Genomic DNA, 21,791 nt, shown 5'->3' with positions numbered 1-21,791 from the left:
CCCTTTTTTAATTGTTTATTTAGAGGCTAGGCAATAACCAGCGGTTGACGCTGCTTACTCTTCGATAAACCAGTAGCCTTTGTTGACCAATTCAGTCACGACAGTTATGCCCGAAGGAGATAGGGCAGTAGCCGAGGTAATCATGGTCTCATCGCAAAGTATGTTGAGTAACGAAGAATCCGCTTCATCCACCTTAACCACTTCGCCATTGATGTAAGCAGTGTTGCTTTCATTTTCGTGGTAGAGCGCCTTTAAGCCTGATACTCGGTGAATCTCACCTTCAGACTCTAAGTGTTGAGCGATCTCTTCTTGAGTCCATAGTGGCTCTGGAGCAACGATATCAAGCTGGTGGCGTGATTGGCTTAGCAGACAACCCATGAATTCACTGATGGTTTCAGGTTGCTCTAGTGCAGATTTCAACATGTCTGTGAGATTGCTTAAATCCGATGAACGAATTTTTCCGTAGCCTTCTTGCATTTTGAATTCTGGATCGTGCAGGTGTACGTCACCCATATCATGAGCAAGCACAAAATCGGCAAAGTTGCTGATCAGTTCTTGTTCTTTAGGCGAGCGGTAGCCAATAGAGTAGCTCATTGACGGCTCTAACGTGCTCCCTTCATGTGGGAAACCTGGTGGGATATAAAGGATATCGCCCGGCTCTAAAGTTTCATCAATGATTGGGTCAAAACCTTCAATTTGACGAAGTGCAGACGCTTGAACAGTCTCTTTGTATTGGCCAACATCTTTAGCGCCAACCTTCCATTGACGTTTGCCTTGACCTTGAATGATGAAGACATCGTATTGATCAATATGTGGGCCTACGCCGCCTTCAGGTGCTGAGTAGCAGATCATGAGATCGTCGAATAACCAGTTTGGTAACGCTTGGAACGCCTCAGTCAGCTGATTTGCGCCTTGGTGCCAGTGGTTCGCTGCTTGAACGATCAGTTGCCAATGAGTTTCGGTTAATTCGCCAAACTTTTCTTCAGAGAATGGGCCGTGTTCTGCAGTCCACTGATTGTCGAGGTTAGAGACAAAGCGAGAATCCACTTCTTCTTCCATCGATAAACCAGCAAGTTCTTCCGGCGAAATTGGGTCGACGAAGTTTTGGAAGCCACCCTTTAAGATGGTTGGTTTTTTATGCCAGTAGTTTTCAAGAAACTCGGGCATAGAAAAGCTGAGTTGGTACATGTGAATCCTGTATATTTTTATGCTAGATGCTAGATGCTAGATGCTAGATGCTAGATGCTAGATGCTAGATGCTAGATGCTAGATGCTAGTTTGGCTTGTAAATCTTGCTGGACAATTTTGATTGCTTCTAACGCGACTTTTGGATCGATTTCGTTGCTTTCGAGCAGATAGATCAGGTCGACAGCTAACTTAACTTCTTCTGGTGCGTTATCCAGTGGTGATGGTGTGTTATCAGTGTTCATTTCGCTTAGGGTTCTCTAAGTTAATCAGTCTCTCAATATTTTTCATTGAGTCTTCACAGCGTTCTAATCGCTCTTTTGCTAACTGCCAAGCCTCTTCCGCTTTTTTCTTACTGTGGCGAGGCGCAGAATCAAACGCTAACTTTCGTACTCGTACTAAATCGACCAATCGCTTTTGCCAGTCTTGGTGCTGGGCGAGTTCGTTGTATAGGTCGTTCAGGGTTTTCCCTGACTTGCTTTTTCGGTCCAAGCGTAAATCGTGGTTGGCTAACTCTCTTTGGATTGCTGCAATCTGATTGGTCAGCTTTTCTGTCAGGTAGTTGGCTCTGGACGCGGTCAGTTGATTTGAGGTTTGTTCACGTACAATGGTGCGGTACGTTGCCTGAGTTTCAAGTGCATAGGGAAGCAAAACAGAGGCGCCGCATTTAAATAAGGCTCGGTCAAACAAGGCTTGATGATAAGCCCCTCGAGATTTGTCAACCTGCGAGCAATGGCCAATCAAGGTATCAATAACACTTTTTAGCTTTGAAAATTGATTCATTTCACTTCCCGTTGGCTACTGCCTATAAGTTCACAAACCAAGCTTCGTATGCCAGTTTAATTGCAAGTACGCTTACAACTGTAACAAACACAGGTCTTATAAATGTTGCACCGAACCGAATAGCAGAGTGAGCGCCAACAAATGCACCGGCCATCAAACAAAGGCCCATGGTTAAACCTAGAACCCAATCAATATGACCAAGAATCGCGAAGGTCACCAAAGAGGTAAAGTTACTGGTAAAGTTCATGGCTTTGGATAGACCAGAGGCAAGTAAGATGTTTAAGCGATAAAGCGCCATAGAGCTTACCGTCCAAAACGCGCCAGTTCCTGGGCCAGCAACCCCATCATAAAAGCCAAGAATGAATCCTTGGTACTTTTGTTTTCTCTTAAGCACAGGGCATGGCTTAGGAGACACATTATGGCTCACATCTGGAGTCTTATGAAAAATGGTATAGACCGCTGCGGCAAGAATGACTAACGGCAATACCTTCTCTAACCACTCGGTGCTAATGGCATCAACAGTGAGTGTGCCGATGGTCGCACCTATTAAAGTAGATATGAATGCATTGACCCAACACTCAGGCTTGAACAGCTTTTTACGGTAGTAAGTGAATGCAGCTGTAGATGAAGCGAAGGTTGCTGCAAGCTTGTTAGTACCCAATGCGATGTGTGGCGGTAAACCAAGTGACAGTAAAGCTGGAACGGTTAACATCCCTCCGCCACCTGCGACAGCATCAATAAAGCCTGCTGCAAATGCAACCAGAGCAAGTATGACCAACATGGTTGGCTCAATCATTTCCATAAATAGCTAGTGTTCTCGTTATCGGCTGATAGGGCAGCCACATGAAAAATCTATGGATTAGTCATGTTGGGTTGTGAATGCAAGGGCCTAGCGATGAAGGCCCATAACTACCTCAAGGGCAGGGGATATTAGTATTTTATTGTTCTTTTAAAAGGCGGTAGTGAATCGAGTAGGGACTTTCCGTATCGCTTCGTTACTATGCGTCTATCAAGGATCGTGACTTTACCAGAATCTCTTTCCTTACGCAGTAGTCTACCCACAGATTGAATAAGCTTTTTACTCGCATCTGGAACAGTAATCTGCATAAAAGGGTTACCACCGCGTGATTCAATATATTCTGAATGTGCTTGCTCTACGGGAGAGGTAGGAACACCAAAAGGAATCTTGGTAATAACGAGGTTTTCAAGAAGCTCACCCGGTAGATCAAGACCTTCAGAAAAGCTGCCAGTTCCAAAAAGAACGCTGGTTTTACCTTGGTCTATTAGCTTTTTATGTTTTTTTAGGATTTCAGTTCGTGAAGTATCACCTTGAACCTGCAATGCCCACGATTTTTTAACGAAATCTGTTGCTAAAGCCTCTGCAACTTTGTTCATTTGCCAGTAAGAAGAGAATAGAACGAGATTGGCTTTTTTGTCTTCTATTACCTTAGGCAAAATTTCAATAAGATATTCGGTAAACTGAGGTGCTTGTGGTTCGTACTTCATTGCTGGAACGATAAGCTCAGCCTGATTCTGGTAATCAAACGGTGATGCCAAAGCCAAAAACTGTACGCCATCTTCTGCTTTTTGGCTGATACCTGCTTGATGACAGAAAAAGCTGAAAGAGTTGAGCGCCCTCATGGTCGCAGATACTAATACGGCACCCACACAGCGGCTCCAGATTTGTTGATCCAGTTGCCAACCTACCTCTAGTGGCGAAACATTCACAACGAAATCGCCTTCGCTTTCTTTATTCAGTTCGAGCCAACGAGCCAAAGGAGCACCTTTTTCTCTCTTCGGTTCAGCCATTAAGCGCCAAACTTGAGCAAGGTTTTCTGTTCTTTGTATATAGAAGCCAATTTCTGCCAACGCAGGCTCTGCAAGTTTTGCTGAAAGCTCGCCGTCTTTAACTCGTTCTGCAATTAGGTCTGCAATCTTCGCAACGGCTTGGCTCGCCTTTTGCGTGAGCTGCTTGAGATCTTTAGATTCATTCTCAAGCCACTCTGGTAAGTCGCCATGTTCGAAGCGATACAAGCCGTCTTCAAAGTGGTTAGCGTCAAACTGTTTACTCATTTGAGTCAGGGTAGGGATCAGCTGTTGCACTGAGTCTTGCAGTTCATTTCGAAACCGGTGGACACGTTTCTCGTCAGCGAGGCCTGAAAGCTTAGTGATGGATTGGTTTAAACGCTCTAACCATGAAGCGGCACCCTTTAGACTTGCCGCCGCAGAAGAGTGATCTCTGGCTACATGCGGTAAATGGTGAGCTTCATCGAATATATAGATGCTATTTTCTGGCTCAGGCAGTATCACACCGCCGCCTAAGTCAGCATCTGCCATCACTAAACTGTGATTGGCGATAATCACGTCTGCTTTATCTAGCTCTGAGCGCGCTTTTTGGAAAGGGCAGTCTCTATGAGTAGGCATACTGTTATTACAGCTGTGCTTATCACTAACAATCATCTGCCAAATCATGTTGTCGATGGGTTTTGGCCACGAATCGCGGTCACCATCCCATTTACCTTGGGTTAGGCTTCGATACATGGTTTGAAGTTGCTCGATATCTTTCTTCTTTGGCTTAGATTCGAACATGGCTATTTGTCCGCCATCAACCCCGCAGGCAGCGGCTAGCTTTTCGGAGCAACAATAACGCTGTCTACCCTTCGCTAATATGAAAGAAAACTCTCGATCAGTCAGTCTTCTATATAGAGGGAGATCTTTATTGACGAGCTGTTCTTGTAGCGCAACCGTCGCCGTCGATATGACTATTTTTCGATTATTGAGCACAGCGACAGGAATAGTAGCCATTAAATAAGCCAGTGATTTCCCGATCCCTGTCCCGGCTTCTGCAACGATCATGCGATTACGTTTGTGGTATTGACCACAAAGTGTCTTCGCTATTTCTGCAACAAGGTAATTTTGAGCACGTCTAGGTACAAAGTTGTCCAACTGATCTTGGAGGTTTTGATAACTGGTGCGAATAGATTTTTGAATTTTAGTAGTTAGCATACTGTGACCTACGTAACGGAGCGAGGATAGTAGCACATATCACTAGTCGGTACATTTACGGTGAAATAGCTTGCTTTTGAATCAAAGGTAGATCTTGTTCACAAAAAAAAACTGAACCATCAGGAACTTAACTATTTTATTTATGTTGCGAAATATAAATATTAAAAAAGACTGGCTTGTAGGTGTTAAGTTCTGAAAATTGACGTTTGCATGAGTTAATTGTGGTGTTAAATGCTGTTTTGTTCTTTTTTTGGATTATTATATTTCCTGATAAAACTAAGGATAAGCTGCTCGTAAAACAATGAAAAAAAATGTAAGCGATTGATTTTGAAAGTTTTGTGTTTTTTTTAGGTTTGTTTTTAGTTTATTTGACACGCAGGATAATCTTTTGCAATCTAGACCTCGAAATTTAGTGACGGTGATTAACCAACAAAGAGTGGTAATGACCAGTCATAAAAATAAAAGGGAACCGGGCAAGGATCTCCCATTCTTAGAAAAGGCAGTGGATTTATTATGAAAAAGACTCTATTAGCACTTGCAGTTGTTGCAGCAGCAGGCTCAGTAAACGCAGCGGAAATTTATAAATCAGAAGACGGCGCAGTAGACTTTTACGGTCAACTACGTACAGAGCTTAAGTTCCTAGACGGGCAAGATGCCAAATTAGGTTCAGGTTCTTCGCGTGCTGGTGTTGACGCTCAATATAATGTATCTGATGATCTTAAAGTTCTTGGTAAAGTAGAATTTGCATTGAAAGACAGTGGCGACATGTATGTACGTAACCACATTTTTGGCTTTAGCAGCGATCAAGCGGGAACAATCAAATTTGGTAAGCAATGGACTACATCAGATGATGTATACGGCGCTGATTACTCATACTTCTTTGGTGGTTCTGCACTGCTTTACTCTGCTTTGAACAGTGCTCTTCATGGCTCACAAGTAAAGTACTCTTACGATTCTGACAACTTCTGGGTAAAAGCAGGATACGGATTAGCAGAAGATGATTCTAATCAAGAGCTAGCTGAACTTTACGTTGGTTTTTCTGTTGGTGACGTAAATATCCACGTTGGTGGTGGTCAAACAACTGATGATGTAGCTGGTTCTGGTTTTACAGGCCTTGAGAACACATACTACGAAGGTACTGTTGAGTACTCTAAAGATGTTCTAACAGTTGGTGCAACTGTTGCGGCATCTTCTGTTGAATCTGCTATTGATAAAGCAGACCAAACAGGTTTCTCAGTAGCTGCTACGTATGGCGTTGCTGATAAAACAACAGTATATGGTGGTTATGAGTTCGTGTCTCAAGATCACGATTTATTAGAAGATAGCAACGTTGTTTACGTTGGTGCTGAATACAAGTACGCTAGCTGGGCACGTGTCTATGCTGAGTATGGTTATGCAGACGGTAGTACTCTAGGTTTCACCGCTCAAGGTAGTGATATGGTTGTAGCGCCTCAGACTGTTGAGGGCGAAAACAATTTCGGTATCGGTGCTCGTGTTTACTGGTAATTTGATATATTGTTAGAAAAAGCCCAACATAGAGTTGGGCTTTTTTTTGCCTATTTTTTATAAGGATGGATACAATAATGCAAAGTTTCAAATATTCTTTTTTGGGGCTGTTAGTTGCTTCTACAGTAGTTGATGCCGAAGTAATATTGGATGTCCCTGAAAATGTAAATTTACTTTCAGTAAACATGAGTGTTCCTGACTTTGAACAAGGGTTGTTTTCTGCAGATAAGACAGTGCTTTTACCTGACGGTGAAAACCAAATCGTTTTTCAATATGAACCAGTATTTGATGAAAGAGATAATCAAAGGAAAGTCTACAGTTCTGTTATTATCGCTAAATTTGAGGCAAAAAACGAAGAACTTACCTTATCTATGCCTGAGTTTAAAAACTTGCGTTCTGCTCAAGAAAACATTGGAAACTTGAATTGGGAAATTAAAAACAAGCAAGGACAAGCCTTAATCAAAAATGAAGACATTTTAGCTAGTGACGGAGTTCAACTAAATAGAAGTTATTCTGAAGAAGCTACAGAATATAATAAAGTTGGTGGTGCTGCTGCTGTAACCATGAGTTATTTAGTTGTAGAAAACCAAGTTCGTCCTGCAGTTAAGGTTAATGCTACAAGTTTAGAAGAAAACACGCTAGTAAACGCTGAAGGTTTAACGGCTAACACATCAGCTCAGGTTGTAGATAAATCGGAGTCTTTGAAACAACTTAAAGCTTTGTATCTGAGCACTTCAAAAGAAGACCGTAAAGTATTCCGTAAATGGATGATTGACCAAGAGTAATCAATCTTCACGTACAAAAAAGCGAGACGTAAATCTCGCTTTAATATATTGCTATGAGTTAAATCTCTTTCCACTCACCAGGCTGCAGCTGCCCCACATTCATATTACCCATTGAGTAACGGATAAGACGCAGGGTAGGGAAGCCGATATTGGCTGTCATTCGTCTTACCTGACGGTTACGTCCTTCAATGATTGTAATAGCCAACCATGTTGTCGGTATCGCGGCTCTGAAGCGTACTGGAGGGGTTCTATCCCACACAACAGGTTCAGACATCACCTCAACCTGAGCGGGCAGTGTCATGCCGTCTTTTAGTTCGACACCTTTTCTCAATTTATCTAAATCTTCCTCAGAAGGTACGCCTTCAACCTGTACCCAGTAAGTCTTTGGGGATTTTGAGTTTGGTTGAGTTAGCTTAGCTTGAAAAATACCATCGTTGGTCAAGACCATTAACCCTTCGCTGTCGCGGTCAAGGCGACCTGCAGCATAAACGTCTTTCACTGGAATAAAGTCCGCTAGCGTTTTTCTCCCTTCGCCATCTGTAAATTGGCTTAGAGTATCGAAAGGCTTGTTGAACAGAATTACTTTGCGATCTTCGAGCGCAACCTTAGGTTTTGCATTGGTAGGCTTGCCTTTATATCGGTGCTTGCTTGAGTGAGATTTGTTGTGCGAATTGCCAGTGTTATTCTTATCACTGCTTCGGCTTTGTCTATTACCGCTTTGTTTTAATGTTGCACCAGAACGAGCCGGTTTGTCTGAACGAGATGCGCTGCGTGAGCGAGTAGACATGTTAACTACCTTGCAAAAATGTAAACGAAGTGTGCTGAAAAGTTTTCACTGAAACGGAATTGAGCTATCATTTGCGCGCCTAAAAGACACAAAATAGAACAAGTTGATGGACTCTTAAGCCTGATTTGTTTAATTATACCTTCGTGTTTTATTATAACAACGCACTCACGGATTTGGTTCATGCTGTCATCAAGATTGTATGAAAAATAAGATAGAGTACGACTATCGAGTAAGCAGTTTTCACTCTTAGAGTGGCTTACTGGTCAATTTATAACACGCTCACTACTTTAAATGAGCTTGTAAGAACTATAGGGAAATTTCATGCCTACTGAAAAACCAACGATCATCTATACCATTACAGACGAAGCTCCGGCGCTAGCAACATACTCTCTGCTGCCTATCATTCAATCTTTTACAGCTTCTTCTGGTATTAACGTTGATACTCGCGACATTTCACTTGCAGGGCGTATTATTGCCAACTTCCCTGACTATTTGAACGAAGAGCAACGTATTGGTGATGCATTAGCAGAACTAGGTGAATTGGCTAAGACACCAGAAGCAAACATTATCAAGCTTCCAAACATCTCTGCATCTGTACCTCAGCTTCAAGCAACAATCAAAGAGCTACAGTCAAAAGGTTACGCACTTCCTAATTACCCAGAAGAAGCAAACACTGACGAAGAGAAAGCAGTAAAAGCGACTTACGACAAAATCAAAGGCAGTGCAGTAAATCCAGTATTGCGTGAAGGTAACTCGGATCGCCGCGCTCCACTTTCTGTTAAAAACTACGCGAAGAAGAACCCACACTCAATGGGTGCTTGGTCTGCAGATTCTAAGTCGCACGTTTCAAGTATGGACGACAAAGACTTCTTCGGTAGCGAAAAGTCAGTAACCATTGAAGGTGCTACAGAAGTTAGCATTGAATTCGTTGGCAAAGATGGTGCGAAGAAAACATTGAAGCCAGCTTTTGCACTGCAAGATAAAGAGATCATTGATGCGTCAGTGATGAATAAGGCCGCTTTGGTTGCATTCTTCGAAAAAGAAATCGCATCGGCTAAAGAGCAAGGTGTACTGCTTTCTCTTCACTTGAAAGCGACGATGATGAAAGTATCTGACCCAGTGATCTTTGGTCACGCGGTTAAGGTTTACTACAAAGACGTATTTGCTAAACACGGTCAGCTGTTTGAAGAGCTAGGCGTTGATGTAAATAACGGCATCGGTGATGTCTACGCGAAGATTGATGCGCTTCCTCAAGAGCAGAAAGAAGCAATCGAAGCTGACCTGCAAGCGGTATACGAGACTCAGCCACCACTAGCGATGGTTGATTCGGACCGTGGCATTACTAACCTACACGTACCAAGCGATATCATTGTGGATGCATCTATGCCTGCAATGCTGCGTTCTTCTGGTCAAATGTGGGATCCAGAAGGTAAGCAAAAAGATACCAAAGCAATGATCCCAGATCGTAGCTACGCGAGCATTTACCAAGCGGTTATTGATTTCTGTAAAGAGAACGGCGCGTTCGATCCAACAACGATGGGTAGCGTACCAAACGTTGGCTTGATGGCTCAAAAAGCGGAAGAGTACGGTTCTCATGATAAGACTTTCATCCTTGAAGCTGCTGGTCAGGTTCAAGTTGTTGACGCTTCAGGCGCTGTGCTTCTTGAGCAAGACGTAGAGGAAGGCGATATCTTCCGTATGTGTCAGGTTAAAGATGCACCAATCCAAGACTGGGTTAAGCTTGCGGTAACGCGTGCTCGTGCATCGGGTGTTCCAGCGGTATTTTGGCTAGATGCGTCACGCGCACATGATGCTCAGCTTATCAAGAAAGTTGAAGCATACCTTCCTGAATACGATACCGATGGTCTTGAAATTAAGATCCTTGCTCCACTTGAAGCGACTCAATACTCACTGGTTCGTATCAAAGAAGGCCTAGATACTATTTCGGTTACTGGTAACGTATTACGTGATTACCTAACTGACTTGTTCCCGATTTTAGAGCTTGGTACATCAGCTAAGATGCTATCGATTGTTCCACTAATGAACGGTGGTGGTCTGTTTGAAACAGGTGCTGGCGGCTCTGCTCCTAAACATGTTCAACAAGTAGAGAAAGAAAACCACCTGCGTTGGGATTCTCTAGGTGAATTCTTGGCACTAGCGGCATCTCTAGAGCACCTGAGCGTAGTAACAGGTAACGCTAAAGCACAAGTTCTAGCTGATGCGCTTGATAAAGCGACGGGTGAGTTCCTTGATAACAACAAGTCTCCTTCACGTCGAGTAGGTGAGCTTGATAACCGTGGTAGCCACTACTATCTAGCGGCATACTGGGCTAAGGCGCTTGCTGAGCAAACGGCTGACGCTGATCTTGCTGCTGAGTTTGCAGGTGTGGCAAGTCAACTGGCTGAAAGTGAAGAAGCGATCGTTGCAGAGCTGAACAACGCTCAAGGTGTGGCTGGCGACTTAGGTGGTTACTACCTACTTGACGATGCATTGGTTTCAACACTAATGCGCCCAAGCTCAACGCTAAACGCGTTTATTGATGCATAGTGATTGGACTCATCGTTAGTCACTCATGAACGTGATTTGCTAACGAGTTGCTTAGGCTGATAGCTAAGTTATAGATAAAGTCAAAACGAAAGACGCTTTAACGATAATGTTAAAGCGTCTTTTTTCTGTCTAATACTTCTTAAGACCTAGCTTAAGGGGAGTAGCTCTTCGAGCTCATTGTCCAGTGAGCAACTTTAGAGCCCCCAAAACGAAAAAAACCGCTCACGTAATCCTGTGTTACAGGTATTAAATGAGCGGTTTCAATATTCTGTTTACCTGTCACCGTTAATGACGACTGATGGAGGTTAACATGAGTTTGCATTCGCCTATTTTGCGGCGCTGCCTTCTACAGGAACAACGGAGCTAGCATGCGAGCCTTTAGGTCCACTTTCTACTTCATAGTCGACCTGCTGACCAGCCTTTAAGGTTCGATAACCTTCCATTTGTATTGTGGAGTAGTGCGCGAAAATATCGCCGTCTTCACCTTCTGGACAAATAAAGCCAAACCCTTTGGCATTGTTAAACCATTTTACTGTACCTGTAGCCATGCTATACATCCCTCATGCATTTTGTTACTAACGTTGTTATATCAATTGTTGTAAGTGCGATTGATATCATTCCTACCAGCTAAAGAATTTCAGCTAATAGCTTGAATCTCGTACATTGCTTACGGAAATTAACGCTACCCTGCGTAATTATTCCTTATTGTTAATTTTTGAAGCGTGTTACTGATTTTAATTCATGTTGCAAAAGTGTATTAAAAAACCTTTTAGCTCCAATGTAGCTAATGATTGAGCACAGTCAATAGTAAATTGGTATAAAAGTGATCAATTTTAATAACAAATCACATTCGAGATTAACCGCAAACTATTAACCAAATAGTAACTTAGCGGTAATCTTATCGTTAGTATCAATAGTTATGGCGTCTTTTTAATCAATCACATATGTTAATCTTGTTAATCGAGATCTTTTATTTGCAGCGATGGAAATGGTGGATTAGGCTCAGTATAGAGGAATATTTTTTGGTACTGTTTCTAGGTGCAGTTTCTTAGTACACGGTAAAGCGTGAATGTGGTAAATTTGAGTTAGGTAAACACTCACGACTTCCGAAAAATAACCCTTAGCAAAGCGATATGAGCAGAAACTTTGAATGGGCATCTCCAGGCTCAGATTTACTGGAGAAAGAAGCAACAAAAGTAAAGCCACCGGCGATGTATAACGTTGTGTTGAATAACGATGACTACACGCCCATGGACTTTGTAATCGAGATCCTAGAGCGATTCTTCTCACTAGATATCGAAAAAGCAACGGAAGTGATGCTCAAGGTTCATTATGAAGGTAAAGCTATATGCGGCACATACAGTGCTGAAATAGCGGAAACAAAGGTAGCGCAGGTCACGATGTACTCAAAGGAAAATGAGCATCCGCTACTATGTACAATGGAGCAAGTATAAATTGCTCGAACAACACTGTTGTTCCCTTAGGAGGTACTTATGCTAAATAAAGAATTAGAGACGAGTTTAAATGGCGCATTTGCTCGTGCGCGAGACAAGCGACATGAATTCATGACTGTCGAACACCTCCTACTAGCATTATTAGAAAATGATGCGGCCAAGGAAGCGCTCCAAGCTTGTCAGGCTGATCTCGATGCTCTTCGCAATGAGCTCGATATTTTTATCGATCAAACGACCCCACTTATCCCTGAAAGCGACGAAACTCGCGAAACTCAGCCTACGTTGAGCTTCCAACGAGTACTTCAACGCGCTGTTTTTCATGTTCAATCTTCAGGTCGCAGCGAAGTAACAGGTGCTAACGTACTTGTGGCTATTTTTAGTGAGCAAGAATCTCACGCGGCATATCTTCTTAAGAAAAACGACATTAGTCGCTTAGATATTGTTAACTTCATCTCACACGGTATTACCAAAGCGAGCAACGAAGGCGACAGTCCTTCATCATCCGATTCATTTGGTGGTGCAGAAAATGCTGAAGAAGCTAACTCTGAAGACCGTTTAGAAAATTTTGCTACTAACCTTAACGAAGTCGCAAAGCAGGGCAATATTGACCCACTAATCGGTCGTGACAAAGAGCTGGAACGCACTATCCAAGTTCTGTGTCGTCGTCGTAAGAACAACCCTCTGTTAGTGGGTGAAGCGGGGGTAGGTAAAACTGCCATCGCGGAAGGTCTTGCATGGCGCATCGTTGAAGGACAAGTGCCTGAAATCATTCAGAGCAGCGTAATTTATTCTCTAGATATCGGTTCACTGTTAGCCGGAACCAAATATCGTGGTGACTTTGAGAAACGTTTTAAAGCGATTCTTAAGCAACTGGAGAAAGAAGAAGACGCGATTCTGTTCATCGATGAGATCCACACCATTATCGGTGCCGGGGCTGCATCGGGTGGTCAGGTTGATGCGGCAAACTTAATTAAACCATTACTAAGCAGTGGCAAATTACGTTGCATCGGTTCAACAACGTACCAAGAGTACAGCAGTATTTTTGAGAAGGAGCGTGCTTTAGCTCGTCGCTTCCAGAAAATAGATATTATTGAACCATCGCTAGACGATACGACCAAGATCCTGATTGGCTTGAAGCCAAAATACGAAGCTCACCACGAAGTGCGCTACACCAACAAAGCGTTGCGTGCCGCTGTGGAACTGTCAGCTAAATACATTAATGAACGCCACCTTCCTGATAAGGCCATTGACGTAATCGATGAAGCGGGCGCTCGTAGTCGTTTGGCACCTGCAAGCCGTCGTAAGAAAACGGTAAGCGTGGCTGATATTGAGTCAATGGTTGCGAAAATGGCGCGTATTCCTGAAAAGTCAGTATCGTCTTCAGACAAAGATACACTCCAGAAACTGGATGAGCGCATGAAAATGTTGGTATTCGGACAAGACCCTGCAATCGATGTATTGAGTGAAGCGATTAAGCTGACCCGTGCTGGATTGGGTGCAGACAATAAACCTGTTGGTTCATTCTTGTTTGCTGGTCCTACTGGTGTCGGTAAAACAGAGGTGACTGTTCAGCTGTCTAAGTTGATGGGTATTGAGCTTCTGCGCTTTGATATGTCTGAGTACGGTGAGCGACACTCAGTGAGCCGCTTGATTGGTGCGCCTCCTGGTTATGTTGGTTACGACCAAGGTGGTTTGCTAACGGATGCCGTAATCAAGAACCCGCACTCTGTTGTGTTACTGGATGAAATCGAGAAAGCTCACCCAGATATCTTTAACTTGCTACTGCAGGTAATGGATAACGGCACGCTAACTGACAACAATGGTCGCAAAGCGGACTTCCGTAATGTGATTCTAGTGATGACGACCAACGCAGGTGTGGCTGAAACCGAGAAGAAATCGATCGGCCTGATCCAACAAGATCATGCGCCAGATGCGATGGGCGAAATCAAGAAGGTATTTACTCCTGAGTTCCGTAACCGTCTTGATAATATCATTTGGTTCAACAGCCTTGACCCAAGTGTGATTAGCCAAGTAGTTGATAAGTTCATTGTCGAGCTTCAGGTTCAACTGGACGCTCGTGGCGTGTCTTTAGAGGTTTCTGAGGATGCTCGTCACTGGTTAGCTGATAAAGGCTATGACAAGACCATGGGTGCTCGTCCAATGGGACGTGTTATTCAAGAGAAGCTTAAGAAACCACTTGCTAACGAGTTACTGTTCGGTAGCTTGGTTGATGGCGGTACGGTTAAAGTATCCCTGAAAAAAGACGAATTGGATTTCATCTATGTTGGTGCTAAAGAAGAGGTCATGCACTAACGAAGTGATTGATAAATCAAAGGCTTAAATATAAAACGCATGACTTAGGTTGTGCGTTTTTTTATGCTTGCGAGATGCGAGATTGATGTGCTTGTGTAGTAAAAAGCTCAGGCAATAAAAAACGGAGCCTTAAGCTCCGCTTCTTATTGTATTCGCTAATTAAAAATTAACGAGCACGGAAGACGATGCGGCCTTTAGAAAGGTCGTATGGAGTCATCTCAACAGTTACTTTATCACCAGTAAGAATACGGATGTAGTTCTTACGCATTTTACCAGAGATGTGTGCTGTCACTACGTGACCGTTTTCAAGCTCAACACGGAACATTGTGTTTGGTAGAGTATCAAGGACAGTGCCTTGCATCTCGATTACGTCTTCTTTAGCCATCTAATCCTCTTTCGAAATTTGGCGGTTTTCAACGGCTTGATTGTGCCGTTAAAATCAAAATATGTAAAGTTGTCGCGTATTCTACCCTTGCCACCGCTGATTTACTAGCCTTTGATGACGTTGAAATCGTACTTTATAGTTCATCGCAGGGCATTCATCGATTTGATAACCCAAATATAACCATTGTTTTTGTTCTTTCTGGGCATGTTGGATCTGAAATAGAACGCCAAGTGTTCCCATCGAAATGTCTATATCAGGAGCGAAGAAGGTATAAAACGCGCTCGTACAGTGAGCCATGATGTCGGTTACGGCGATACCAACCAACTTGTTCTCATCATAGATGTGCATGAACTTTGTAGTAAGCCACTCATTTTTAGAGAATTGTAGAAACTCTTCTTTCTTGGGTGGGTACATGGTTCCCGAACGGTGACGAGCGGTGATATAGCGACTGTATAAGTCAAACCAGTTGTCATCCATCTCATCTTTCAGTTCCCAACGTAGTGATTTTCCTTTGTTAAGGATCCGTCGTTGGCTTTTGGAAAGCTTAACCTCAGGAATTGAAAGCCGAATCGCTTGGCATGCTGAGCAATTATCGCAATGTGGCTTATAAATGGTTGAACCACTGCGGCGAAATCCATTCGCAAGCAGAACTTCATAGTTATCTGAGGTGTGCATGTGTTCGTCAAGCGTGACCGCCACTCTCTCTTCGAAGTGAGGTAAGTAGCTGCAAGCGTGATTGTCTGTTAATCCAATTCTGATTTGTTGTAAATCTGGATTCATTAAGGCATTTCCTTTAGCCATTGGGTTTTAAAGCATGCATCGTCAACGGAGAACTCTTTGAGTAATTGCAGAGAGCCTAGGAATTCATCCCTATCAACCTCGATAGCGCCCAAGGATTCCAAGTGAGGGTTCATGACTTGGCAATCAATCAGTTGTCCGCCGAATCGGGTAAAGTGTTTACAAAAGTACCACAGCGCAATTTTAGAGGCATTGGTCTTTAGGCTGAACATCGATTCACCGCAAAAGACTTGGCCTCTTTGTAAGCCGTAAAGTCCACCGATCAGTTCATCATCTTGCCAAACCTCAACCGAGTGGCAGAAACCTAATGAAGCGAGTTTGCGGTAGGCTGACTGCATGTCGCTGTTTAGCCAGGTTTCTTCTTCGGGTCTTAGTGAAGAGCAATAACCAATTACTCTGTCCGTCGCTTGGTTGATGCTGACTCGGTAATTGTGCTTTCTTTGAAACTTTTTAAGACTTTTTGACGGTTCGAATGTCTTAGGATTAAATACCGCTCGCGGTGCAGGGCTCCACCAAAGTATAGGCTCACCTGGGCCATACCATGGAAATATACCTTGGCTATAAGCGTTTAAAATTCGCATTGGTGATAAATCACCACCGAAGGCGAGCAGACCGTTGGGGTCATCAAGCGCGTCGAAAGGCGAAGGAAACTCTATACTAGTAGTATCAAGTTCGGTTAGGTATATAGTCATAAGTACCGCATTACAGATTAATCACTGACCAAGAGGTCTTTAGGAGTTTTACCATGAAGAAGTTGCTTTGGATTTTACTTGTTTTGCCCATGTTGGCAAATGCAGCTTACAACAGAAACCAAGCTCGACCAGTAAACGAGGTGGTTTATGGTGAGATTGATACGGTCAGATACATCACTCAGCAAGAGATCGTTGAGTCGAAAGCGAATGGTTGGGAAACCTTGTTAGGTGCGGCGATTGGTGGCTTGATTGGTAACCAGTTTGGCGGCGGCACTGGTAAAGAAGTGGCGACAGCTGTAGGTGCAGTAGCAGGTGCGGGTATTGCTCGTAACCGAGGTAACACACAATATAAAGTAGAGTACAAACTGGTCGAGTTATTGGTCAAAACCAAAGACGACAAGTTGGTCAACATTATCCAAGATGTCGATAACTCGATGCTGTTCAACCGAGGCGATGATGTACGAATTCTCTATTTTTCAGATGGTGTTCGAGTTGATCTCGCGTACTAGTATATAAATACGATTGATTGGCTAATTAATCACCGGTTTGGGCCGGATTAGCTCTGGAGTTCGTTGGAAAAGTTCGTTAGTCTGCAAGTACGAAGAATTATTCATCACCCGAAAATAAATACGCACCAGTGACTTCGGGTGGTACAAGGACTATAAGATTTAATGGAAAGCCTTACGTTACAACCAATTCAAAAAGTGAACGGGGAAGTTAACCTACCTGGTTCAAAAAGCGTTTCCAACCGTGCACTTCTTTTGGCTGCACTTTCTACGGGAACCACTCGCTTAACAAACTTGCTAGACAGTGATGATATTCGTCATATGTTGAATGCATTGACTCAGTTAGGTGTTGATTATCAGTTGTCTGCAGACAAAACCGTTTGTGAAGTGACAGGTGTTGGTGGTGCATTCTCAAGTGACAAAGCCCTAGAGCTTTTCTTAGGTAACGCGGGTACGGCGATGCGTCCGTTGGCGGCTGCACTATGTTTAGGTCGCGGTGAATACGTTCTTACTGGTGAGCCTCGCATGAAAGAGCGCCCAATTGGCCACTTAGTAACAGCACTACGAGAAGCCGGTGCCGACGTTGAATATTTAGAGAACGAAAACTACCCGCCATTGAAGATCACAGGTACCGGTTTGAAGAGCGGTACGGTTTCTATCGACGGTTCGATCTCTAGTCAATTTTTGACGGCATTTTTGATGGCTGCGCCTTTAGCTGAAGGTGAAGTGACCATTAAAATTGACGGTGAATTGGTTTCTAAACCTTACATCGATATTACGCTGCACATCATGAAGCAATTTGGTGTGGACGTGATCAATAATGATTACCAAGAGTTTGTGATTCCTACCGGGCAATCTTACTCGGCACCGGGTGATTTCTTGGTTGAAGGTGATGCATCATCTGCGTCATATTTCCTTGCAGCCGCTGCTATCAAAGGTGGTGAGATTAAGGTCACTGGTATTGGTAAAAACAGTATCCAAGGTGATATCCAATTCGCTGATGCGCTTGAGAAAATGGGTGCGGAAATCGAATGGGGTGACGACTACGTTATTTCTCGTTGTGGCGAGCTGAAAGGCATTGATATGGACTATAACCATATCCCAGATGCTGCGATGACTATCGCGACAACCGCATTGTTTGCGAAAGGCACAACGGCAATCCGTAATGTCTACAACTGGCGTGTGAAAGAGACAGATCGCTTGGCTGCAATGGCAACAGAGCTACGCAAAGTCGGCGCTGAAGTGGAAGAGGGTGAAGATTACATTATTGTTAACCCTGTGGCTGAACTGACTCATGCGGCGATTGATACTTACGATGATCACCGTATGGCGATGTGTTTCTCGCTGGTTGCCTTGAGCGATACGCCTGTGACGATTAATGATCCAGGTTGTACGTCAAAGACATTCCCTGATTACTTCGACAAGCTGAAAATGCTAAGTCTATAAAAATGCTTAGTATGTAAAGGTTTAGGAACAAAAAAGCTTGCCTAAGTGGCAAGCTTTTTAATTATTGCTGAATTGTAAATTCTTTCGAAAGGTGGTGCGCTAAGTATTTAAACATGTTAAATACCGCGGTTGTATTCTCGGTCGGCATTCCATTGCTGTCTAAGAAGTATTCACCTTTGAAGACGAGTACATCGTCTTTTTCTACTACGCTGTTTGCGCGCATGCCTTCAATGTAGTCATCATGTGATTGGATAATTTGGTTTGCGATAAGCAGTAAATCAAATTCTGCTATTACTTTCTTTGTCATGAGTTTATCTCTGATAACTGAATATAACGTTGAGTTTATGGTGTCGAACTAGAAATTCAATGATTTCACAACCGATTAAGAGAGTCTTTTCAAACATCCACAATTTATTTTGTGATTTACGGCAAAAATAATTGAATGGGGCTCGCGTTAGATTCGCGGACAAGCTTAGTATGAGCCCGTTTAGACGTAATGCCTGATGAATAGGCTCTTGCAAGTATTCTTAGTGAGTACTTTATAGCTTCTTTATATTGTGACCCTTTTATCTATGAGTCGTCGAATTGTCGAGCGATCAGATCCAATTTTGAAAAAAGCGGTTGATCTTCTAGTAATCTCGCACAATAGTAAAAAAAGAAGCAATGAATTTAGAATATCATGCGTAAAAGCCCACAAGCTAAATTGTTGGTGCTGAAGCATCGTGATTAAGGACGTTAGAGTCAATATGGGTAAATCGCTCGTTATAGTGGAGTCGCCAGCCAAGGCTAAAACTATCAATAAATATCTTGGCAAAGACTTTGTCGTTAAGTCGAGTGTAGGTCACGTACGTGATTTACCAACGGCAGGTCAAAGTACTGGTCAAAAGGCTGCTGCAGTTTCAACCAAGGGTATGAGCCCAGAAGACAAAGCTCGTATCAAAAAAGAAAAAGATCGCAAAGCTCTTATCAAAAAGATGGGTATCAACCCATATAAAGAGTGGGAAGCGAACTATCAAATCCTACCTGGTAAAGAGAAAGTCGTCGCTGAATTGCAAAAACTGGCTGAGAACGCAGACCATGTTTATCTCGCAACCGATTTGGACCGCGAAGGAGAAGCTATCGCATGGCACCTTCGTGAGATCATCGGCGGCGATGAAACGCGATACAAGCGAGTGGTTTTTAACGAAATCACCAAGAATGCTATTCAACAAGCTTTCGAAACGCCAGGTGAGCTAAATATTGATGGCGTAAACGCACAACAAGCACGACGTTTTATGGACCGTGTTGTTGGCTTTATGGTGTCACCTCTGCTTTGGAAAAAAGTAGCACGAGGCCTGTCCGCTGGCCGTGTTCAATCAGTAGCGGTAAAACTACTGGTAGAGCGTGAGCGCGAGATCAACGCCTTTATCCCTGAAGAGTTCTGGGATGTGCATGCTGATACTAAAACAGCAGAGAAAACCGACTTTAGACTGCAAGTTGCACAGAAAGACGGTGTTGCGTTTAAACCTGAAAATGAAGCGCAAACACAAGCTGCTGTTAGCGTTTTAGAAAAAGCGCAATACGAAGTATGTAAACGTGAAGACCGCCCAACAAAGAGTAAGCCGTCTGCACCTTACATCACGTCGACGCTGCAACAAGCGGCGAGTACGCGTCTTGGTTATGGCGTAAAGAAAACCATGATGCTGGCTCAACGCCTGTATGAAGCGGGTTACATCACTTATATGCGTACTGACTCAACTAACTTGAGCTCAGAAGCTGTAGAAGCCGCTCGTGAATACATTGGTTCTGAGTACGGCGCGCAATACCTTCCACCTAAAGCACTTGTATACGGCAGCAAAGAGGGCGCTCAAGAGGCCCACGAAGCGATTCGTCCTTCAAGTGTAGATGTTAAGTCGGAAGACCTAAACGGCGTAGATGCAGACGCACACAAGCTTTATTCGCTAATTTGGAATCAATTCGTTGCGTGTCAAATGACACCAGCTCAATACGATTCAACGACAGTAAGCGTTAAAGCCGATGAGTACACGTTAAAAGCGAAAGGTCGTATCCTTAAATTTGATGGTTGGACTCGTGTTCAGCGTCCAATGGGTAAGAACGAAGATACGATCCTTCCAGCAGTTCAGATCGGCGATAAGCTTGACCTGATCGCGCTAGACCCTAAACAGCACTTCACTAAGCCACCGGCTCGTTTCACTGAAGCGGCGCTAGTTAAAGAGCTTGAGAAGCGTGGTATTGGTCGTCCTTCAACATACGCATCTATCATCTCGACGATTCAAGATCGTGGTTATGTAAAAGTTGAACAGCGTCGTTTCTATGCTGAGAAGATGGGTGAAATTGTTACTGACCGTCTAGACGGCAGCTTCAACGACCTAATGAACTACGACTTCACTGCTCGTATGGAGCAGAAGTTGGACCAAATCGCAGAAGGCGAAGCAAGCTGGAAAGGCGTGCTAGATAACTTCTTCGAAGACTTTACTGGCGATTTGGAAAAAGCAGATTTAGACGAAGACGCTGGTGGCATGAAGCCAAATCATATCGTGGAAACCGATATTGAGTGTCCGACTTGTAGTCGTAAAATGGGTATTCGTACTGCTTCGACAGGCGTATTCCTTGGTTGTTCTGGCTATGCACTTCCACCAAAAGAGCGTTGTAAGACAACAATCAACCTTGGTGATGAAGAAGGCATTATCAACGTGCTTGAAGAAGACGTTGAAACAGCAGCACTTCGAGCTAAAAAGCGTTGTCCTATTTGTGAAACGGCAATGGATGCTTATCTAATCGATGATAAGCGTAAGATGCACGTATGTGGTAACAACCCGAACTGTGAAGGTTATGTGGTTGAGCACGGCGAATTTAAAGTGAAAGGCTATGATGGTCCACTTGTTGAGTGTGACAAGTGTGGTTCTGACATGGTTCTGAAGAACGGTCGTTTTGGTAAATACATGGATTGTACCAATGACGATTGTAAGAACACTCGTAAGATTCTAAAAAATGGCGAAGTTGCGCCACCGAAAGAAGACCCGGTACATTTCCCTGAACTTCCATGTGAAAATTCAGACGCGTACTTTGTTCTTCGTGATGGTGCTTCTGGTCTATTTATGGCTGCGAGCAACTTCCCTAAATCACGTGAAACACGTGCACCATTAGTGGAAGAGTTGGTTCGTTTTAAAGACCGTATCTCACCTAAGTTCCAATACCTAGCATCAGCGCCAGTTGCTGACCCTGATGGTAAGCCGACAGTGGTTCGTTTTAGTCGTAAGACTAAAGAAAACTACGTTCGTACTGAAGTAGATGGAAAACCGTCCGGTTGGACTGCGTTGTACATCGACGGTAAGTGGGAAGTTACGGATAAGCGTAAAAAGCCTAAAGAGAAGTAACTGAACGTTATTGATGAAAAAGCAGCCTAATGGCTGCTTTTTTTTGATCTCAATATGACTAATTATGCAACTTGTTGACCTGGTGTTTCGTCGGTGGGGATTTATTAAATTCACACTGCGAAATTAATGGCGGCAATTAATCATATCTTCTTATGCAACTTTAACGAAAATGTAACTTAATTAAAATATTGTAACTCACAGATCAGCGTTTAGTTGTATAC

Annotated in this window: 19 protein-coding genes; 8 read left to right on the top strand and 11 right to left on the bottom strand. The window is 43.4% G+C overall.

Features of this window, described 5'->3' with window-relative positions; translation table 11 throughout:
• Positions 1–54 precede the first annotated feature (54 nt).
• The 5 genes from AB4185_RS02205 to dinG all read right to left on the bottom strand — a co-directional run bounded on the left by AB4185_RS02205 (position 55) and on the right by dinG (position 4,974).
• Positions 55–1,188 (bottom strand): cupin domain-containing protein, encoded by a 1,134-nt coding sequence (locus AB4185_RS02205; protein ID WP_017070025.1) that lies wholly within the window; start codon positions 1,186–1,188, stop codon positions 55–57.
• A gap of 71 nt (positions 1,189–1,259) precedes the next feature.
• On the bottom strand, positions 1,260–1,430 hold the full coding sequence (rsmS, locus tag AB4185_RS02200) for a pleiotropic regulatory protein RsmS (RefSeq protein ID WP_017055021.1): 171 nt from the start codon (positions 1,428–1,430) through the stop codon (positions 1,260–1,262).
• Complete coding sequence (locus AB4185_RS02195) at positions 1,420–1,968, bottom strand: primosomal replication protein (protein WP_017070024.1); 549 nt, start codon at positions 1,966–1,968, stop codon at positions 1,420–1,422. Before AB4185_RS02195 ends, rsmS begins: the two co-directional genes overlap by 11 nt.
• Before the next feature lie 22 nt (positions 1,969–1,990).
• Positions 1,991–2,770, bottom strand: coding sequence for a TSUP family transporter (locus tag AB4185_RS02190; RefSeq protein WP_017062114.1), 780 nt, complete (start codon positions 2,768–2,770; stop codon positions 1,991–1,993).
• A 128-nt stretch (positions 2,771–2,898) separates the two neighbouring features.
• A complete protein-coding gene (dinG, locus tag AB4185_RS02185; protein WP_372102502.1) occupies positions 2,899–4,974 on the bottom strand; it encodes an ATP-dependent DNA helicase DinG in 2,076 nt (691 codons plus the stop codon).
• A 513-nt stretch (positions 4,975–5,487) separates the two neighbouring features.
• Between dinG and AB4185_RS02180 the strand changes: the two genes are divergently transcribed.
• Together AB4185_RS02180 and AB4185_RS02175 are read left to right on the top strand one after the other, a co-directional pair.
• Positions 5,488–6,480, top strand: a complete 993-nt coding sequence (locus tag AB4185_RS02180; protein WP_372134775.1) for a porin — start codon at positions 5,488–5,490, stop codon at positions 6,478–6,480.
• Positions 6,481–6,557: 77 nt separating this feature from the next.
• Complete coding sequence (locus AB4185_RS02175; protein ID WP_017062111.1) at positions 6,558–7,265, top strand: DUF2057 family protein; 708 nt, start codon at positions 6,558–6,560, stop codon at positions 7,263–7,265.
• 58 nt (positions 7,266–7,323) lie between these two features.
• On the opposite strand, the gene AB4185_RS02170 is transcribed toward AB4185_RS02175, so the two are convergent.
• Positions 7,324–8,052, bottom strand: a complete 729-nt coding sequence (locus AB4185_RS02170; protein WP_102332492.1) for a pseudouridine synthase — start codon at positions 8,050–8,052, stop codon at positions 7,324–7,326.
• A gap of 321 nt (positions 8,053–8,373) precedes the next feature.
• Between AB4185_RS02170 and AB4185_RS02165 the strand changes: the two genes are divergently transcribed.
• Positions 8,374–10,599: an NADP-dependent isocitrate dehydrogenase gene (locus tag AB4185_RS02165; protein ID WP_017067848.1), complete on the top strand. Its 2,226-nt coding sequence runs from the start codon at positions 8,374–8,376 to the stop codon at positions 10,597–10,599.
• 326 nt (positions 10,600–10,925) lie between these two features.
• On the opposite strand, the gene cspD is transcribed toward AB4185_RS02165, so the two are convergent.
• On the bottom strand, positions 10,926–11,147 hold the full coding sequence (gene cspD / locus AB4185_RS02160) for a cold shock domain-containing protein CspD (RefSeq protein WP_004736548.1): 222 nt from the start codon (positions 11,145–11,147) through the stop codon (positions 10,926–10,928).
• 585 nt (positions 11,148–11,732) lie between these two features.
• Here cspD and clpS point away from each other — a divergent pair.
• Together clpS and clpA are read left to right on the top strand one after the other, a co-directional pair.
• On the top strand, positions 11,733–12,053 hold the full coding sequence (gene clpS / locus AB4185_RS02155) for an ATP-dependent Clp protease adapter ClpS (RefSeq protein ID WP_004737430.1): 321 nt from the start codon (positions 11,733–11,735) through the stop codon (positions 12,051–12,053).
• Between the two features lie 39 nt (positions 12,054–12,092).
• Positions 12,093–14,366: an ATP-dependent Clp protease ATP-binding subunit ClpA gene (clpA, locus tag AB4185_RS02150; protein WP_017062108.1), complete on the top strand. Its 2,274-nt coding sequence runs from the start codon at positions 12,093–12,095 to the stop codon at positions 14,364–14,366.
• A 166-nt stretch (positions 14,367–14,532) separates the two neighbouring features.
• On the opposite strand, the gene infA is transcribed toward clpA, so the two are convergent.
• The 3 genes from infA to aat form a co-directional block, all read right to left on the bottom strand.
• On the bottom strand, positions 14,533–14,751 hold the full coding sequence (gene infA, locus AB4185_RS02145; RefSeq protein ID WP_001040192.1) for a translation initiation factor IF-1: 219 nt from the start codon (positions 14,749–14,751) through the stop codon (positions 14,533–14,535).
• 81 nt (positions 14,752–14,832) lie between these two features.
• A complete protein-coding gene (locus tag AB4185_RS02140) occupies positions 14,833–15,531 on the bottom strand; it encodes an arginyltransferase (RefSeq protein ID WP_017062107.1) in 699 nt (232 codons plus the stop codon).
• Positions 15,531–16,241, bottom strand: a complete 711-nt coding sequence (gene aat / locus AB4185_RS02135) for a leucyl/phenylalanyl-tRNA--protein transferase (protein WP_017063504.1) — start codon at positions 16,239–16,241, stop codon at positions 15,531–15,533. The genes AB4185_RS02140 and aat overlap by 1 nt, the downstream gene beginning before the upstream one ends.
• A 53-nt stretch (positions 16,242–16,294) precedes the next feature.
• Between aat and AB4185_RS02130 the strand changes: the two genes are divergently transcribed.
• Both AB4185_RS02130 and aroA read left to right on the top strand, forming a co-directional pair.
• The gene (locus tag AB4185_RS02130) at positions 16,295–16,750 is read left to right on the top strand and encodes a glycine zipper 2TM domain-containing protein (RefSeq protein WP_050634895.1); all 456 of its coding nucleotides are present in this window, start codon (positions 16,295–16,297) and stop codon (positions 16,748–16,750) included.
• Between the two features lie 162 nt (positions 16,751–16,912).
• Positions 16,913–18,193, top strand: a complete 1,281-nt coding sequence (gene aroA, locus AB4185_RS02125; RefSeq protein ID WP_017062105.1) for a 3-phosphoshikimate 1-carboxyvinyltransferase — start codon at positions 16,913–16,915, stop codon at positions 18,191–18,193.
• A gap of 61 nt (positions 18,194–18,254) precedes the next feature.
• Here the strand turns inward: aroA and AB4185_RS02120 are convergent, their stop codons facing one another.
• A complete protein-coding gene (locus AB4185_RS02120; RefSeq protein WP_017062104.1) occupies positions 18,255–18,500 on the bottom strand; it encodes a YciN family protein in 246 nt (81 codons plus the stop codon).
• Between the two features lie 439 nt (positions 18,501–18,939).
• Here AB4185_RS02120 and topA point away from each other — a divergent pair, with 439 nt between their 5' ends.
• Positions 18,940–21,570, top strand: a complete 2,631-nt coding sequence (gene topA, locus AB4185_RS02115; RefSeq protein ID WP_048612738.1) for a type I DNA topoisomerase — start codon at positions 18,940–18,942, stop codon at positions 21,568–21,570.
• Positions 21,571–21,791: the final 221 nt, after the last annotated feature.

This window comes from Vibrio sp. 10N.286.48.F5 (assembly GCF_041469785.1).
In the GTDB taxonomy this organism is placed as follows: Bacteria; Pseudomonadota; Gammaproteobacteria; order Enterobacterales; family Vibrionaceae; genus Vibrio; species Vibrio crassostreae_C.
The sequence above is the reverse complement of the archived record's forward strand: the minus strand, read 5'-3'. Positions and strand labels throughout refer to the sequence as shown.

What these genes read in the sequence shown, in the direction of transcription:
- AB4185_RS02205 (WP_017070025.1), bottom strand. Translation starts at nt 1,188, where the DNA reads ATGTACCAACTCAGCTTTTCTATGCCCGAGTTTCTTGAAAACTACTGG.
- rsmS (WP_017055021.1), bottom strand. Translation starts at nt 1,430, where the DNA reads ATGAACACTGATAACACACCATCACCACTGGATAACGCACCAGAAGAA.
- AB4185_RS02195 (WP_017070024.1), bottom strand. Translation starts at nt 1,968, where the DNA reads ATGAATCAATTTTCAAAGCTAAAAAGTGTTATTGATACCTTGATTGGC.
- AB4185_RS02190 (WP_017062114.1), bottom strand. Translation starts at nt 2,770, where the DNA reads ATGGAAATGATTGAGCCAACCATGTTGGTCATACTTGCTCTGGTTGCA.
- dinG (WP_372102502.1), bottom strand. Translation starts at nt 4,974, where the DNA reads ATGCTAACTACTAAAATTCAAAAATCTATTCGCACCAGTTATCAAAAC.
- AB4185_RS02180 (WP_372134775.1), top strand. Translation starts at nt 5,488, where the DNA reads ATGAAAAAGACTCTATTAGCACTTGCAGTTGTTGCAGCAGCAGGCTCA.
- AB4185_RS02175 (WP_017062111.1), top strand. Translation starts at nt 6,558, where the DNA reads ATGCAAAGTTTCAAATATTCTTTTTTGGGGCTGTTAGTTGCTTCTACA.
- AB4185_RS02170 (WP_102332492.1), bottom strand. Translation starts at nt 8,052, where the DNA reads ATGTCTACTCGCTCACGCAGCGCATCTCGTTCAGACAAACCGGCTCGT.
- AB4185_RS02165 (WP_017067848.1), top strand. Translation starts at nt 8,374, where the DNA reads ATGCCTACTGAAAAACCAACGATCATCTATACCATTACAGACGAAGCT.
- cspD (WP_004736548.1), bottom strand. Translation starts at nt 11,147, where the DNA reads ATGGCTACAGGTACAGTAAAATGGTTTAACAATGCCAAAGGGTTTGGC.
- clpS (WP_004737430.1), top strand. Translation starts at nt 11,733, where the DNA reads ATGAGCAGAAACTTTGAATGGGCATCTCCAGGCTCAGATTTACTGGAG.
- clpA (WP_017062108.1), top strand. Translation starts at nt 12,093, where the DNA reads ATGCTAAATAAAGAATTAGAGACGAGTTTAAATGGCGCATTTGCTCGT.
- infA (WP_001040192.1), bottom strand. Translation starts at nt 14,751, where the DNA reads ATGGCTAAAGAAGACGTAATCGAGATGCAAGGCACTGTCCTTGATACT.
- AB4185_RS02140 (WP_017062107.1), bottom strand. Translation starts at nt 15,531, where the DNA reads ATGAATCCAGATTTACAACAAATCAGAATTGGATTAACAGACAATCAC.
- aat (WP_017063504.1), bottom strand. Translation starts at nt 16,241, where the DNA reads ATGACTATATACCTAACCGAACTTGATACTACTAGTATAGAGTTTCCT.
- AB4185_RS02130 (WP_050634895.1), top strand. Translation starts at nt 16,295, where the DNA reads ATGAAGAAGTTGCTTTGGATTTTACTTGTTTTGCCCATGTTGGCAAAT.
- aroA (WP_017062105.1), top strand. Translation starts at nt 16,913, where the DNA reads ATGGAAAGCCTTACGTTACAACCAATTCAAAAAGTGAACGGGGAAGTT.
- AB4185_RS02120 (WP_017062104.1), bottom strand. Translation starts at nt 18,500, where the DNA reads ATGACAAAGAAAGTAATAGCAGAATTTGATTTACTGCTTATCGCAAAC.
- topA (WP_048612738.1), top strand. Translation starts at nt 18,940, where the DNA reads ATGGGTAAATCGCTCGTTATAGTGGAGTCGCCAGCCAAGGCTAAAACT.